Here is a 14,960-nt window from a genome sequence, read left to right on the forward strand (position 1 = left end):
TAGTTTTAGATATATAAAAAGAAAGAACGATAGTACAAAAAGTTCTTAATAGGAGAAATTGGAAATGAACGAATTGCCAAAAGTTTGTGTTATTGGTGCTGGCTCAAGTGGTATTACTGTTATCAAATCCTTACAAGACAAAGGAATTCCTTTCGATTGTTATGAAATGGGTTCGGAAGTTGGTGGCAATTGGAGATATAAAAATGATAACGGGATAAGCAATATTTATAAATCTTTGCATATTAATACACATCGTGATCGAATGGAATACCGTGATTATCCGATGCCAGAAAGCTATCCTGATTATCCAAATCACGATCCCATATTAAAGTATTTCAAAAATTATATTGATCATTTCGATCTTAGAAATAAAATTCAGTTCAAAAATGGTGTAACTCGTGCAGATTATACGGAAGACGGTCTTTGGAAAATCACGACAAGCAAAGGTATAACCAAATACTATGATGCGTTAGTGGTTGCCAATGGTCATCACTGGAGTCCTCGTATGCCTGATCCAGCTTTTCCAGGTAAGTTCACTGGTAAAGTTTTTCATGCGCATGATTATGTGAGTCCAACAGAACCTATGAATCTAATAGGTAAGAATGTTGTAGTTGTAGGTATGGGCAATAGTGCTATGGATATTTCTGTTGAACTTTCGCGACCTGGTATTGCAAACAAAGTATTTCTTGCAGCCCGAAGAGGCGCGTATGTTATTCCGAACTACTTGTTCGGTAAGCCACTAGATAAAATAACGGAATATTTACCTCCTTGGATTCCAATTGGCGTCTCACAATTTTTTGCTCATTGGCTGATTCGTTTTGGGGTTGGTAAGATGGAAGATTTCGGTCTACCAAAACCAGATCATAGATTTGGAAGTGCACATCCAACAATCTCGCAAGATCTCTTGGTGCGTTTAGGCAGGGGAGATATAACACCAAAACCGAATATTAAAGAATTGAAGGGTAGTCAGATTGAATTCACTGATGGTTCAGTGGAAGATGTGGATGTGATCATATATTGTACAGGTTATAATGTAAAATTTCCATTCTTCGATGAGAATTTCCTCTCCGCACCTGATAATTATTTGCCTCTGTATTTTCGTATGCTTCAACCAGAAAGAAATAATTTATTTTTTGTTGGCTTGATGCAACCGCTCGGCGCAATCATGCCACTTGCTGAATTTCAAGGGAAATGGATCGCTGAATATCTCACGGGCGGATATGATTTTCCTAGTGAATCCGCAATGTGGGAATGGATTCGTAATGAAGAAAAACAGATGAAAAAGAGATATGTCAACTCTGCTCGACATACAATGCAAGTGGACTTCGATGTTTTTATGTGGAAGATGAATCGCGAACTCAAAAAAGGCAAAAAACGAGCAACGGGTCAGATTCCGATTGATCCACGCGCTGAAGAAATGAATTCTAAACAATCATCGAAACCCAATTCTGGAGCTTCTGTGAGTGGATCAAGAAATAGTAAGTCAAGGATGGATTCGAAGAAAGTTCATTCTTCTAAATCAAAATCAAATAGCGCAAAGCCTAAGAAAAAACTAGGTAGTTCATCAAAACTAAATGCTAAACGTTAAGACTCAAGAGTATAATTAATTGATCAAAAATTCTAAAGTAGCTCTAATTGGATTGTTGTTTATGCAATGCGCTTCAATAGACTACTATAGAATGATGGTTTTTGAAAAATTCTGTATAAATTGCGGTGAACCACAAATTAATTGTAAGGTGGTTATGGCAAATCGTACCAATTGGATTGCGGAGAATTTTGCTGCTCCTGTTGGGTCTGAGACAGCAAAAGGCTTTTATATAGCCCAAGGATTCGGAGAACCCAATCCAAGATTTCGAAATTCGAGACATCTTGGAGAAGATTGGAATTATAATGCTGGTGGAGATAGTGATTTTGCCGCACCTGTTTACAGTATTGGGAGAGGGATCATTACCTATCGAGGGGATATCGGAGGCGGTTGGGGAAAAGTTGTACGCATCTGCCATAAGTTAGGTGACAATCTCCGAATGAAATTCAATACTCAATATCTAGAAAGTATTTATGCGCATTTATATGATTTCGAAGTAGACGTGGGACAGGAAATACAGGAAGGGCAATGGATTGGCTCGATGGGTGACGCAAATGGCAGCTACCTTTCACATCTTCATTTTGAAATCCGTACCGATCCGAACGAGGAACTCGGAGGCGGCTATGATAAAGAGATTCCAAATTATTATCTAAATCCTGTGGATTTTTTAAGAAATTTCCAAAAAAGTATTGCCTTGCCACAAACAACTAGTATCCAGAACTAAGGGTTCAAAACCCCGTAAATGAATTGTAATAAAGAGGATTGAATGCAAGCTTCACTCTATCGCCCAGTACTTCCACCGGTTTCAATCCAATTTGAAATTATTCCTTTGCCACCTAAACATAAAGAAATTTCTACTCGAGGAATATCTTTTCAAAATGACTCAGAAATTGAATTGGGTACCACTTTAAATGTTTCGATCAAGACGATTAGCATTACTGGTTCCATTGATTTTTCCGCAAAAGTTTTAAAGTGCGTTCCGGTTCCCAATAAAGGTTATTTTGAAATCTATGCGAATTTCTTCGATCTTGAGCATGACAAGGAAGATGAAATTTTAGATTTTCTAGAAAATATATAAGCAAATATTTTATAAAGCTCAGAATATAATTATATTTTGAAGTTCAGGAATTGAAATGTACCCAACGATATTAAAAGTCATTCTAATAACTTTTGTTTTGCTATGCATACAGTTTGCTTTTGGAATTTTAATTGCGATTTTCAAAGACACCGAATATTTTAATTCATTTAGAGACTACATCATTTCAGGATCAAATGTTATTGCGATATTTGCTGTAAGTCTCTATGCATTTCGCAAAAGTAAATTGAATTTAATGGATATGATGTCCTTTCGCAAAGACACAACTATCTTGATTTTTCCAGCATTAGCAATCACTTATGCGTTGCATATAGTTGGAGCTTTTCTTTCAGTTATGGTTTTTCAAAATAGCACCGTTTCGCAAGGTTTTGTTGAATCCTCTGCAGAATACCTTCCTATCAATCAGATTCCTCTGTATTTCTTGCTGGTGGTTGTCGCTCCTATCACAGAAGAATTGTATTTTCGAGGATTCGCTTTTCTTGGATTGATGCGTAACTATTCTTTTTTTGTTTCTATGTTAGTTTCTACATTGTTGTTTTGTGTTATTCATTTGAATCCTTCTCAGATGGTAGGAGCAGCATTGATTGGTGTTTTTTCCTGCTATCTATTGTACTTAACGAAGAATATAGTTTTCTCAATACTAATACACGCGATGTACAATGGACTATTTCTCGTTCTTCCACCATTGATTAGTAAATTTAATTTGCATTCGGAAATTTGGCACTACAAGACATCCATTTATACTTTTGATCTAATTGATTTTTCCGGAATCATTTTATTATTGATCGGAATTCCTTTATTCTTATTTCTCAAAAGCAAGATTAGAATTGAGCAAAACATGGATCAATTTATTCAACCTATAGAAAATCCAGATGAGCTTATTGCTTGATTCTATTTTAGGGAATATGGCAAGACATTAAGAAGACGAGATTCGCAATGTTTAAAGAATCTATTACCAGTTATTGAGATAATCTAGCAATTTATTATTTACTGAACGACTCCTTCTTTTCTTAGAATAAAGATCGCATTGGTGGTCGCTACAACTCCATCTCTTATCTGAAAATCGAAACTCATAGCATCATCAACTATTTTCTCGGTAAAATGTTTTAGGGTAAGATTCGGAAGCTTAGCTAGATCTAAATCATGAGTTGTGCACAATGTGTAGGCGCTGGATCCTTGCAGACGCTTAATTATAAATTCTGAAGCGAGAAACCTTTCTTTTGTATTGGTTCCCTTTAATATTTCATCCAATAGTATCAAATATTTCGAATCATTCGATTCAATCGATTTAAAAATTTCAGCTAGCCTTCTTGCTTCTGCATAAAAAAGAGAAATTCCTTCTGTTAGTGAATCTTGGTTTTTGACGGAACAGAGAATTCTCAATGGAGGAAGAGTAAGCGTCTTGGCACTTACGACACCACCGCAGAGAGCTAGAAGAATATTCGTACCAATCGTTCGCATATATGTTGTTTTGCCGGACATATTGGAACCAGTAATTAAAAGAACAGATCCTTCAGAGATCTCATTCAGTGGATTTGCCACAGCGGAATTTTCTTGTAGCAGCGGATGTGTTAAATCTAAACCAGAAATCGATCGGTTCTTGGGATCTATTGTTGGAAAATTCCATGTTGGATAAGTATAATGCAAATGAATAAAAGGCATCAGAGAATCAATGACCTCTAATCGTTCGATCCAAATTTTCATTGAGTCAGAGTATTCTATAGTCCATTTTTCTATGCTACGTAATTTCCATAGATCATGGAGGAAGAAAGCATTCATCATAAAGTGAGCTAGCGGAGCACTCCAGACTGATGATACTGCTGATCGATAGGTCTGAAAAGATTTTTTTATATCTTCATTTTTCCATTTTTTATCAATACGATTGATTTGTAGGATGAGACGCTCTGTTTGATTAGAACGTTTAGTAACTGATTCAAGAAATTGAAATTCTTTTAGGCTGTCTCTTCTATACATAAGGAAGATTACCGTATTTAGAATGAAGAAACTTGCACCAAATGGGAGCTGGAAAATCATAGAAGCAAAAATTGTGGTGGATCCAACAATTGATAGAATTGGAAATATTTTTCTTAGAATTTTTCGCTTGGAGTAGAATCCTGAATTAGATCTTTTCCAGCCATTTGTCTCCCATTTTTTACCTAGAAAAAACTCCCAATCTTCAGATGCTTTTCTTATGAACTGATAACTAAACCAAATGTTATTGGAAAATCGTTTAACAGTAGTTTGTCGATTTATGATCTCTTCATAAGTCTCTGATTTAGATTGTAATAGATTACTTAGGAATAACTTTTCTCCTTGCTCAGTGGAAGTTGTATCTATTAAACTAAACAGTCCATCTTTTTCGAATATATTTAAATCTTCACAGAATGGATGATTGTTTCGAATACTATCTGCGACAGGTATAGACCGGAATAAATCTTTTGTTTTCTTCTCAGCGCGAAGGATTTCTCTAGAAAGAAAATCATTATAAGAAACTAAACGATTCTTGAAATCTTCCTGCAAATTGTATCGTTTTACAAATACATAAAATACTAATATGGTTCCAATAAAAGGAAATATCGAGAGAATGAGATCAATCTGGTAGAAGTAAAGTATTAGAGCGCAAGCAGGTATGGATAAAAAGGTGAAAAGTCTAAAACTCGCTGTTGTTGAGAGCTTAGATTCAATTCTCGAAATTCGTGAAGAAACTTTCTCAATGCGATGTTGGAGTTTTTTTCTCATCGAAATGCTGGTTTCGTTAATAGAGTATTCTCGTAATTTTCAACTTCTCTTTTATAAATCTCAAGATCTAAAACTCTGAACAAACTACCGAAATCATTGAGTAACCAACGGTCAACAAGCTTGCCTCGTTCCCGTCCTTTGATTTTATCGAGGTAAATTCGACCGAATAGGTCGGTTCCATACTCATATTTGACAAATCTACCCTTTCTGACTCCTGTTCTGTTTTCCAAACGTATCTGCATAGCGATTCCCAGGCTAGATTTCACCCAAGAAAGTACAAGAAAAAAAATAAAAAACTACTTCAGTATTTGGAAAAACCCCCGATCTTATAATCAGGGAAAGGATTCCCAAAAAAAACAAATATAAATCGTAACAACCAGAGTTGCACGGAGGCCACAATGTTTTACGCAGAATTAAATGACGAGCTATCTAGCTCTTATTCCAGAAACACTCAAAAACTTGCTTCAATCACAAGTGAATCACAATTGCCAGTTCTAGGTCTAAAGGCAGGAAGTCTGCTTGATGACAGACAGATGAAAAAACTACATGAAATCCGGAATCGTCATTTAAAGGGAGATCAGAAATCATCCTTTCTTAGAGACTAATCGAATAAAAAACGGTGCTTAGATTCAAAGAGAATCGGCACCGTTTACAAAAAAATACCAGCTAGATTTCTCTCAGCTGGTATTCTCAATCGAAGGAACAATCTTGGGCTATCGAACCCAGGATTTCAATTCTTCTAATATTTATCTAAAAAGCTTCCACCCGGAGGAATTTCTTCCTCTTCTTCCATATTCGTTCCTGGAACATCAGGTGCTTTCATTTCAGTTGTTTCATTCGGTAGAGTGAACAAAGCAATCTGAGGAATGAAAGAAATTAGCATCAATGCTACAAGAAAGATTCCAATGATCGGAACTACGGACTTGATCACATCACCCAAAGCTTCTTTGAAAATTCCTGATGCAACGAATAGGTTGATACCAACTGGAGGTGTGATATAACCAATTTCTAAGTTCACAATCATGATGATTCCAAAATGGATTGGATTGATTCCGTATGAAGCAGCCATAGGCGCAAGCAGTGGTGCCAATACAAGAATTGCCGACATGATATCCATAAAGAATCCAACAATCAGTAACAAAATGTTCACTCCAATGATGAATGCAATTGGACTTGTAATCAAAGTCGACATGTATTCAACCATGCTTTGTGGAACTTGTTCGATTGTGAGGAACTTATTCAAACTAGTAGCAAGAAGCAAGATCAAAAGTAGAGATCCTAACATCTCAGCACTTTCTACAAGAATCTGAGGAATTTTTGTTACCTTCAATTCTCTATGAATGACAAGTTCTACAAACAGAGCATACATCACAGCGATAGCCGCTGATTCAGTTGCTGTAAAAATTCCTGAGTAGATTCCACCTAGAATAATAACTGGCATCATTAGAGCGAGGAATCCTTTGAGTGTTGATTCACCGATCTCTTTGAGAACCCATTTGCCACGTGGCATATTCCAGCCCTTATACATGGAGTAACCCATAAGCATGAAGACTAGTAGAATTCCAGGTCCAATTCCTGCTTTGAAAAGATCAGTAACGGACACTCCCACCATAATAGCATAGATGATCATCGGGATACTCGGAGGAATGATGATTCCTAAAGTTCCACCAGATGTTAGTAGACCCATGCTAAATTGCTTATCATAGCCAGCTTTTTGAAGAGCAGGGTACATGATTCCACCAATCGCAATCAGTGTTACAGGACTTGAGCCAGAAATCGCAGCAAAAATCGCACAAGCAAAAACCCCAGCAATTGCAAGCCCAGATGGAATGGGTGCAGTATAAGCTCGACCCATATCAATGAGTCTTCGAGCAATACTTCCATAGGTCATCAAGTTACCTGCTAGAATAAACAGTGGGATTGCGAGTAAGATCTCTTTGTCAGCACCGTAATAGATATCTTCTATTATTCCTGTGAGGTCTCCCTCTCCCAAGAATAGAAAACAATACGCAGTAACCGAGCCCATGATAACGAATAGTGGTTGACCAAGAAGTACAAGAAGTACTAAAAGAACGATTAAACCTAAGGAACCCATCAGTATCCCACCTCTTCTTTTTCAAATTCGTCCAAGACTTTGGATGTTTCGCCGTAATCGTCTGGTCTCAGAGATGGTACTATTGCAAATACAAAATGCCTGAAAGCCATTGAGACGAATACATAAGGAAAAATGATATTGACTACCCATAGAGGTAAGCCAACGATCACCGGATGGATATCACCATTTGCTTGAACTGCTTGCAAATGTTCTAAAGAAAGATAGAACAAGAAAACGCAGAATCCAGTTACAATCAAATGTTCTATTACTTTTAGAAATGGTTTGAATTTCTCAGGCCATAACTTATCTGCGATCTCTGGTCTTAGGTGACCCCCTTTCGCAGTTGTAAGTGCAGCCCCAATAAAACCACCCCAAATCATCAGAATGATTGCACCTTTCTGAGCCCATTCAATTCCTTCGTTGAAAATTTCTCTGCTTCCCACGTCCATAGCCATAAGGAGTGCGAGAATGGCGAAACAGAGTCCGCCAAAAACTTTTTCAACGATGGTGATTCCACCGATTATTTTTTTTATAGTATTCGTCACGGTTTATATACCATCCATTATTTGCAGGCAGATTTGCCTTTTATCACAGCATCATAAATCGCTTTCGATTTGCCACCTAGCTTAGGCAATACGGTTTTCTCTTGTCCAGCAGAAGCTGCTTTCCATTGTGCAAGCTCAGCCGCAGACGGATTGTGAATTGCAACTCCAGTTTTCTTTAGAGTAGCCACAAGTCTTCCATCAAGAGCACGAACGCCTTTTCTAACTTCGCCTGCGAGTTCGTTGGTTTTTCCAACGATGATAGATCTGTTCTCCGCTGGTTGTTTGTCATGAAAGCTTTTGCTAACAACGATTAGAGCTGGTTGGTAGATATGTTTTGTGAAGGTAAAATTGTCGATAGTAGTTTGCCATTCAGCAGCCATTGTAAACAAAGGAGTGTTGTCAAATGCTGTTACAACACCTGTTTGAAGAGCTGGAAGAACTTCTGGTATCGCAATAGGAATTGGACTTGCACCAACACTTTTCCAAAATTGGATATGTGTCTTAGCTTCTTGTGATCTCACTTTTACACCAGAAAGATCCGCAGGAACTTTGATTGCTTTGCCTTTCATACCGATGGAACGAAAACCATTCTCCGCCCAAGAAATAAATACCATTCCTTTAGATGTAAGTAATCCAGAAACTGGCTCAATCAAATGATTGTCCAGAACACAATCTGCCTGTCCAATGTTATCAAATAGATAAGGCATCTCTAATACGTTGAGTTCAGGTACTACGTTCGCAACAGCTCCAGTCGTTAAACCTGCGAATTCAATTCTTCCCCCGCGAACACCAGCGAGGATTTCGTTCTCACCACCGAGCTGTCCACCAGGATAAACTTTTACGTTGTATTTGCCACCGCTTTCAGAATTAATTCTTTTTTGGATTGCGTACATAACATCTGCCCAAGGAGTACCTTGTGGCGCAACCGATGCTAGTTTTACTCGAGTCTGCGCATTTACACTACCTGCAAATGTTAAGATCCCTACTGATGCGATCAAGAGTGTTGTTTGTAATTTGTTCATTCTATTCTCCTTAAAATAATTGCATAAAAAAGGCGGGACAACCCGCCTCCTCATAGAAAATCCGTTTTCTAATTAATTAAAATCTTCAGCTAGAAGCTTCTTAGCTTTTTCTTGTTCAAGCAACTGCTCTGGTTTAATGTCTGGAATTGCATTTGCATTTCCGTTGATCACTTCATTCAAATACTTGATTGCTTTTTCTTCATCACCACGAAGTCCAAGGTCAGCATATAGGACTTTTGTTCCGAAATAATTTGGAGCTGCTTTGATAGATGCTTCCAATTGTTGTGCGCCTTCTTTTTTGTTACCAGTAGGAGAAGCTAGGTTAGCTGCACCTTTGTAACGAAGAACTGAACCATGAAAGTATTTTGGATTGAGGGATTCAACTCTTGCAACGATTGCTGTGAACTTAGATTTGTTTTCAAGTAGAGTCATCAAACCTTCGATTCTTGACCATTTTGCAAGGTTTGCATAAGACCAATAGAGAGCATCAATTTCGTTGATAGTTAGGTCAGGTAAAGCTGTTACAACATCCCCACCACCTACAGCAACTTTTTTGTAGAAAGCTTCATTGGTAGCCATAGCTCTCTCACACCATTTAACACCTAAGTCAAAATGTTTACCTTGCTCTTTTTGAATCGCTTTTGCATTGGATTTGTCAGGAGCGATTTCAATATATAAATGACCATCAGCCATTAGGTAATGACCACGGCATAGCATAACCATAGCATCATAGTGACCTGGGTTCGCTTCAACAAAAGCTGTAAGCTCATCAATTGATTGAGCAAGATCAGCCTTTACTTGTCTATTATTGTATAATTTTAGAGTGGAAGCAGGGATTGCAGCAGGCTTCGCATCTCTAGGTATAAATGACTTAGTATAGGTTACTGTTCTGCTAGTAGCACAATTCACCGTAAGAAGTAAAGCTGCAACTAGGCTGATTCCTACAGGTAAGAATCGATTTGAATTGTTAAACATTATAAAATCTCCATGTTTTTTTTGTTTTTGTTAGACACGAAGTGTCATGAACGATTGTGAAAAAAATATTCTAAATCTGTTTCTTTTCAAGCTTTTTTTCATATTTAATCAAAAATATCATAAAGAATGGTATTTTATGTGCAGTGCACCGTGAACGGTGTTCGTTGAATGTCAGAAATAGAGAAATAAAATAAATAATTTAGTAAAATTTACCAAATTTAACGAGTGATTAATAACAGATCCATCTCTTTGAATAGAAGGTTACGATCTAACGGCTTCGATAGAAACCCATCACATCCGTTCCTTCTAATTGCTTCCTCTTCTTCTTTCAAAGCATGGGCAGTTAGAGCTATAATCGGTATCGTTTTTGTACTTTCATTCGATTTCAAAATGCGCGTTGCAGTATATCCATCCATGACAGGCATCTTCATGTCCATAAGTATAAGATTTGGTTTGGAAATCAAAGCGATATCAATTGCTTCTTGGCCATTCGTCGCGATCAAAGTTTCTGTAGAAGCTTGATCTAGAAATCTCTTAACTAGCATTCGGTTGAGTTCGTTGTCATCTACAACCAATACTTTTATGTTTTTGTGTTTTGATTTGAATTCATTTGGAAGCATTGCGTCCGAGATCTCCGCATTATTCGATTGATAAGATATTTCCACATTGGGTATATAAACAGAAAACAATGAACCTAGATTCGGATGAGATTCCAAAAATATATTGCCGTTCATGATTTCTATCATTTGTTTGGTGATTGAAAGCCCAAGACCGGAACCTTCTGTTGAAGCGATACTTCCTACTTGGGAAAATTTATCATAGATGATTGTGTGTTGATCCGGCGATATTCCGATTCCAGAATCGGATACAACGAATATCAGTGATGTCTTAAGGCTTGTATCTAGAATGTCGTTGGAAGTATCTTCGTGTGAGCTACTATTTCGATTGATTATTGTTAGGCTAACTTCGCCTTTCAAAGTGAATTTGATTGCGTTACCAATCAAATTGATAAGAATTTGCCTTAGTCTCTGAGCGTCCAGTTTAATAAATGGTGGAACCTGTGAACTGATTTCAATTTTGAAATGGATTCCTTTCTTATTAGAAATAGGCATAAATAAAGAGTGCAGTTCATTTATAAAATTACGAATATTGAAAACAGTAGGTTTGAGTTTTAGTTTATTGGATTCAAGTTTACTGATATCCAAAATATCATTGATCAATTCTAAAAGGTTCTGTCCTGAATTTCGAATCGCTCGAACATATTCGCGTTGAATATCGGGAAGTGGCATCTCATCTAATAAATCCACAAATCCAAGGATACTATTCATTGGAGTTCTAATTTCGTGGCTCATATTTGCAAGAAACATAGACTTAGCATAATTGGCTTCTTCGGCTTTCTTCTTAGTATGTGCTAACTCTTTTTCCATGTTTTTTCGATCGGTTATGTCGATTCCGGAAATCACAATAGAATCAATTCGTCTTTTGCCAAAAACAGGTGCTAGGTGAAATAAATAAAAACGAAATTTACCAAAGCCATCACGAATTCTTCTTTCGAAAATTACATAATCGCCCCCAAAACATTTTTCGATTGTCGAGCGGAATGGCGCTTGAAATTTCTTGGGAAGTATATCGGTAATGCTTTCGCCTGTTTTGAGGACACGATTCTGAAAATTCACAAATGATAAGTTCGCATTTTTATTGGAGGCGGATATTTTCAAATCACGATCTAAGAGGATCATGCTAGTCATTGTGTTGTCTAGAATTGCTTTGGTAGTTTTCTCGGATTTGGCAAGTTCAATAATCAACTCTTGAATCTCACTCATCTCTCGGATGGTTACAATCATAGTGGAAGAATTATTCTGATTAACTGTTCCAACTTGTGCTTTTATCGTTACCGGGATTTCTTTATCTTGCTTAGTGCGAAAGCTTGTCTCAAAAAGATTGGTCTCGTCACCAATTCGAATTCTTCCAAGATAATTTCTCAATCCATCCGAATTATTAAAAAATTTACAAAAATCTAGAAATAAAAATGAAGGTCTAGACATGTCTAGAAGATTTTCTGATGCTTGATTAGCATCAGTTATGCGAAAAGAATCATCTAAAACAAATAGTGGATCTGGATTGCTATCAACTATGCTTCTATTGTATAGTGATAGGTTTTTTAAAAATTCATTAGACTTTCTTGTATCTTCATCCTTTTCTTGAAGCAATTTTTTGAGTTGCGAGATTTCTGCTTCTTGTGACATAGATTCCGGTTGCATAATTTTACTGTTGCTCTTTGAGAATATGAGGAAAGTTGATTTAGTTTCAAGTTAAAAATTTATTTTATCCTTGAATCAAAATGTCCTCAACAGCTCAGCAATCATCCATTGAGTATCCAAAATATGATACTGTGTCCAATTAGAACTGAATGAAAATCATATATGATTCATACATTGAAATAAACTCAGTTTCGCTTTTCAATCAATAGACTTTAGGAAATTACTGAATTATACTTTGCAGGAATTTTGAATTTTTTTCCAATTTTTTATTTTCCATTTTTTGCTATCTGACGTTTTTCTCTCCTTATCGAGATAGTTTTGGATTTTTGCTATCCTTTCTTCTGTGGCAGGATGCGTACTCAACATATCAATAATTTGTGAACCAACAGAAGATTTGGAATTGGAATCCTTTTCAATTTTGGAATTTGTTTCTTGGGTTTCGTTTGGATTATCTTGTTTATCCTCGTCTCCTATGATGCCTGCGAATAAAGAAGACTCTGATTCATATACTTTTCGAAAAAAGTCTAACATGCCATGTGCGGAGTATCCAGCATCATGAAGAAAATCTGTTCCAACTTTATCTGCTTCTTCTTCGAAATCCCTAGAGTATTTTAGTATCAGAAGTGTGGATCCAATTTCGGTTGCAGTTTCTAAAACCTCAAAATCACCGATTCCAGGACCTATGATCATAGAAACAAGAAAGGCAGTACCTAATGCTTTGATCATATTTCTTACATGATGCCGTTGCTCAATATGCGCGATCTCGTGTGCTATTACACCAGCCAATTCATCGGGAGAATCCGATTCGTTCAATAATCCGGACAAAATATAAATCCGTCCGCCGGCAAGGGCGAAGGCATTGGAGATTGGACTTTTGGCAATTTTTACTTTGTATGTAAATGGCGAATTGCTTGGTCGAATGTCTCGGACTATTCTCTCTACAGCTTGCACGGATTGTTCATCATCACAGAAGGTAAATTCTTTTTCAAATAAGGACTCAACATTGGATCCAAGATAGTTGTCTGCACTTGACGGAACCAGTTTGTAGGAATAATTACCAATGATAAAAAATAATAAACTAACTATAATTAAAGAAATGATTGATAAGGAAGCAATTTGTAATTTTGATAGAGAATAGAAAAAATGTTTGAATTTGTGAACAATACTTTTTTCTTTTTTTATACTTGTAAAGATTTTTTTTATTTCTTTGTGAGATTTAGCGGGAATCTGAAGTTCAAGAATTGGACTTTCAGTTCTCTCATCCTCGAACAAAATAAGATTTAGTTTGTCGGCATGACTTTCAATGCGATGAAAATCTGAAATTTGAAAACGAATATCACTTTCGTCATCTCGAAATAGTAAAGAATCTTTTTCGAAAGTAACAACTCCCACTCTAGGAATGGGAGTTGAACCAGAAAAATATCTACATGGAAAAGATATATAATCTGACAATATTTTACAACTTCTAGTAATTCATGAAACCTTCGAGAGAATTCGCGATTGCTTCTAATCCCTCGGCGGTAGCCGATGCTTCTGTGTCAGGTTGTGCCGAGATTGAATTCCAGTCAACAGCTGATTCAAGACTAATTGCTTCTAGATGCAGCTTCATAACTCTAGCGATTGCCCAAGCAAAACCAATACCTAGGGTAAACAATACAATAACATAAGCAATCAAAAAGTTCTTGAATACTGCTCCACCAGTTAGGTTGTTATTGAAATTCTTACCTTGAAAAGATGTATGCTTCCATAAAAAATTCTGAACATCGGCATAGAACCAAGATCCATAGATACCTAAGGTAATTAGTGTTAGAAAGAAACCTTTTATGCATAGAATAAAGAATTCTTTATTATCTGCTTGGAAGGCAAAATTCGTATTTCCATATCGAGTTTTAGCTTTCATATATGTTTCAAGATCAATATAAAAAATCGGGTAGTAAAGACCTAATGTAATTGCAGTAAGTGGAATTCCTTTTATATAGATCATCGCGAGTTCTAATGGTTTACCATCAAATCCAAATCGAAGATTTCTATAGCCTGTTCGACTTGTCATGAATCTTCTATTTCCAACTACTATAAATGGTATGATTCCAATAAAGAGAGCGAACAGAATGATCATACTCAAATAGGAACCGTATTGTCCTAAAATAAGACCGAATATCCATCCTAAAATATAATTTGCGATAAAAACTACTACGATGATGGCAGCAGCTTTCAAGAAACCAATAAATCTTTCTTTCCCTGTTCCATTAAAAGAGAATCTCTCTCCTGCCCATTCAATGTTTTCAGCCATGAATTTTTGAATATTCGTAATTGCCCAAAATCTGTATATTCCGAGGGTAATCACTGTAAAAAACATATTTTTAAGATAAAGAACAAAAAGTCCTCCACCTGTTGCATGAAACTGTACGCGGTTGTTATCCATAATGTTTGTCACCTATTTATATTTTGTTTATAAAACTAAAGAACCTATGATTTAGTCAATTTTTTGCAACAAAAAAAAAGAAATTCAATTATTTATATTCTTTTCGCACTTCTTATAAAGCCAAATTCACCATGGCAGGCTTGAAAATCTCATATTATGAATAATAATCTTCAGAAAGCTTTAATATGGCAACTAATATAGAGTATGTGAAAGACCAAAA

Annotated in this window: 13 protein-coding genes and 1 pseudogene; 5 read left to right on the plus strand and 9 right to left on the minus strand. The window is 36.4% G+C overall.

What is annotated here, in order from left to right; translation table 11 throughout:
* Positions 1–64: 64 nt before the first annotated feature.
* From O4O04_RS03510 to O4O04_RS03525, 4 genes and pseudogenes are all read left to right on the plus strand, one after another.
* Positions 65–1,381 (plus strand): annotated as a pseudogene (locus O4O04_RS03510) (flavin-containing monooxygenase); the annotation flags it as partial.
* A gap of 361 nt (positions 1,382–1,742) precedes the next feature.
* Positions 1,743–2,309, plus strand: coding sequence for a M23 family metallopeptidase (locus O4O04_RS03515; protein ID WP_272534210.1), 567 nt, complete (start codon positions 1,743–1,745; stop codon positions 2,307–2,309).
* Between the two features lie 42 nt (positions 2,310–2,351).
* Positions 2,352–2,663, plus strand: coding sequence for a PilZ domain-containing protein (locus O4O04_RS03520; protein ID WP_272534211.1), 312 nt, complete (start codon positions 2,352–2,354; stop codon positions 2,661–2,663).
* A 55-nt stretch (positions 2,664–2,718) separates the two neighbouring features.
* On the plus strand, positions 2,719–3,570 hold the full coding sequence (locus O4O04_RS03525) for a CPBP family intramembrane glutamic endopeptidase (RefSeq protein ID WP_272534212.1): 852 nt from the start codon (positions 2,719–2,721) through the stop codon (positions 3,568–3,570).
* Positions 3,571–3,668: 98 nt separating this feature from the next.
* Here the strand turns inward: O4O04_RS03525 and O4O04_RS03530 are convergent, their stop codons facing one another.
* Complete coding sequence (locus tag O4O04_RS03530; RefSeq protein ID WP_272534213.1) at positions 3,669–5,420, minus strand: MutS-related protein; 1,752 nt, start codon at positions 5,418–5,420, stop codon at positions 3,669–3,671.
* On the minus strand, positions 5,417–5,662 hold the full coding sequence (locus tag O4O04_RS03535; protein ID WP_272534214.1) for a hypothetical protein: 246 nt from the start codon (positions 5,660–5,662) through the stop codon (positions 5,417–5,419). Before O4O04_RS03535 ends, O4O04_RS03530 begins: the two co-directional genes overlap by 4 nt.
* Before the next feature lie 156 nt (positions 5,663–5,818).
* On the opposite strand from O4O04_RS03535, the gene O4O04_RS03540 reads away from it, so the two are divergent.
* Complete coding sequence (locus tag O4O04_RS03540; protein WP_272534215.1) at positions 5,819–6,025, plus strand: hypothetical protein; 207 nt, start codon at positions 5,819–5,821, stop codon at positions 6,023–6,025.
* Positions 6,026–6,159: 134 nt separating this feature from the next.
* Here the strand turns inward: O4O04_RS03540 and O4O04_RS03545 are convergent, their stop codons facing one another.
* The 7 genes from O4O04_RS03545 to O4O04_RS03575 form a co-directional block, all read right to left on the minus strand.
* On the minus strand, positions 6,160–7,515 hold the full coding sequence (locus tag O4O04_RS03545) for a TRAP transporter large permease (RefSeq protein ID WP_272534216.1): 1,356 nt from the start codon (positions 7,513–7,515) through the stop codon (positions 6,160–6,162).
* Positions 7,515–8,060 (minus strand): TRAP transporter small permease, encoded by a 546-nt coding sequence (locus O4O04_RS03550; protein ID WP_272534217.1) that lies wholly within the window; start codon positions 8,058–8,060, stop codon positions 7,515–7,517. The genes O4O04_RS03545 and O4O04_RS03550 overlap by 1 nt, the downstream gene beginning before the upstream one ends.
* Positions 8,061–8,077: 17 nt before the next feature.
* A complete protein-coding gene (locus tag O4O04_RS03555; RefSeq protein ID WP_272534218.1) occupies positions 8,078–9,082 on the minus strand; it encodes a TRAP transporter substrate-binding protein in 1,005 nt (334 codons plus the stop codon).
* A 72-nt stretch (positions 9,083–9,154) separates the two neighbouring features.
* Positions 9,155–10,057: a TRAP transporter TatT component family protein gene (locus O4O04_RS03560; protein ID WP_272534220.1), complete on the minus strand. Its 903-nt coding sequence runs from the start codon at positions 10,055–10,057 to the stop codon at positions 9,155–9,157.
* A gap of 218 nt (positions 10,058–10,275) precedes the next feature.
* A complete protein-coding gene (locus tag O4O04_RS03565) occupies positions 10,276–12,318 on the minus strand; it encodes a PAS domain-containing hybrid sensor histidine kinase/response regulator (protein WP_272534222.1) in 2,043 nt (680 codons plus the stop codon).
* Between the two features lie 228 nt (positions 12,319–12,546).
* Positions 12,547–13,770, minus strand: coding sequence for a M48 family metallopeptidase (locus O4O04_RS03570; protein ID WP_272534224.1), 1,224 nt, complete (start codon positions 13,768–13,770; stop codon positions 12,547–12,549).
* Positions 13,771–13,783: 13 nt separating this feature from the next.
* Entirely contained in the window at positions 13,784–14,740 is a 957-nt protein-coding gene (locus O4O04_RS03575) for a YjgN family protein (protein ID WP_272534225.1), read from the minus strand.
* Between the last annotated feature and the right edge of the window lie 220 nt (positions 14,741–14,960).

The organism is Leptospira sp. GIMC2001 (genome assembly GCF_028462125.1).
Classification (GTDB): Bacteria; Spirochaetota; Leptospiria; order Leptospirales; family Leptospiraceae.

What these genes read in the sequence shown, in the direction of transcription:
- O4O04_RS03565 (WP_272534222.1), bottom strand. Translation starts at nt 12,318, where the DNA reads ATGCAACCGGAATCTATGTCACAAGAAGCAGAAATCTCGCAACTCAAA.
- O4O04_RS03535 (WP_272534214.1), bottom strand. Translation starts at nt 5,662, where the DNA reads ATGCAGATACGTTTGGAAAACAGAACAGGAGTCAGAAAGGGTAGATTT.
- O4O04_RS03575 (WP_272534225.1), bottom strand. Translation starts at nt 14,740, where the DNA reads ATGGATAACAACCGCGTACAGTTTCATGCAACAGGTGGAGGACTTTTT.
- O4O04_RS03540 (WP_272534215.1), top strand. Translation starts at nt 5,819, where the DNA reads ATGTTTTACGCAGAATTAAATGACGAGCTATCTAGCTCTTATTCCAGA.
- O4O04_RS03515 (WP_272534210.1), top strand. Translation starts at nt 1,743, where the DNA reads ATGGCAAATCGTACCAATTGGATTGCGGAGAATTTTGCTGCTCCTGTT.
- O4O04_RS03520 (WP_272534211.1), top strand. Translation starts at nt 2,352, where the DNA reads ATGCAAGCTTCACTCTATCGCCCAGTACTTCCACCGGTTTCAATCCAA.
- O4O04_RS03545 (WP_272534216.1), bottom strand. Translation starts at nt 7,515, where the DNA reads ATGGGTTCCTTAGGTTTAATCGTTCTTTTAGTACTTCTTGTACTTCTT.
- O4O04_RS03530 (WP_272534213.1), bottom strand. Translation starts at nt 5,420, where the DNA reads ATGAGAAAAAAACTCCAACATCGCATTGAGAAAGTTTCTTCACGAATT.
- O4O04_RS03555 (WP_272534218.1), bottom strand. Translation starts at nt 9,082, where the DNA reads ATGAACAAATTACAAACAACACTCTTGATCGCATCAGTAGGGATCTTA.
- O4O04_RS03560 (WP_272534220.1), bottom strand. Translation starts at nt 10,057, where the DNA reads ATGTTTAACAATTCAAATCGATTCTTACCTGTAGGAATCAGCCTAGTT.
- O4O04_RS03525 (WP_272534212.1), top strand. Translation starts at nt 2,719, where the DNA reads ATGTACCCAACGATATTAAAAGTCATTCTAATAACTTTTGTTTTGCTA.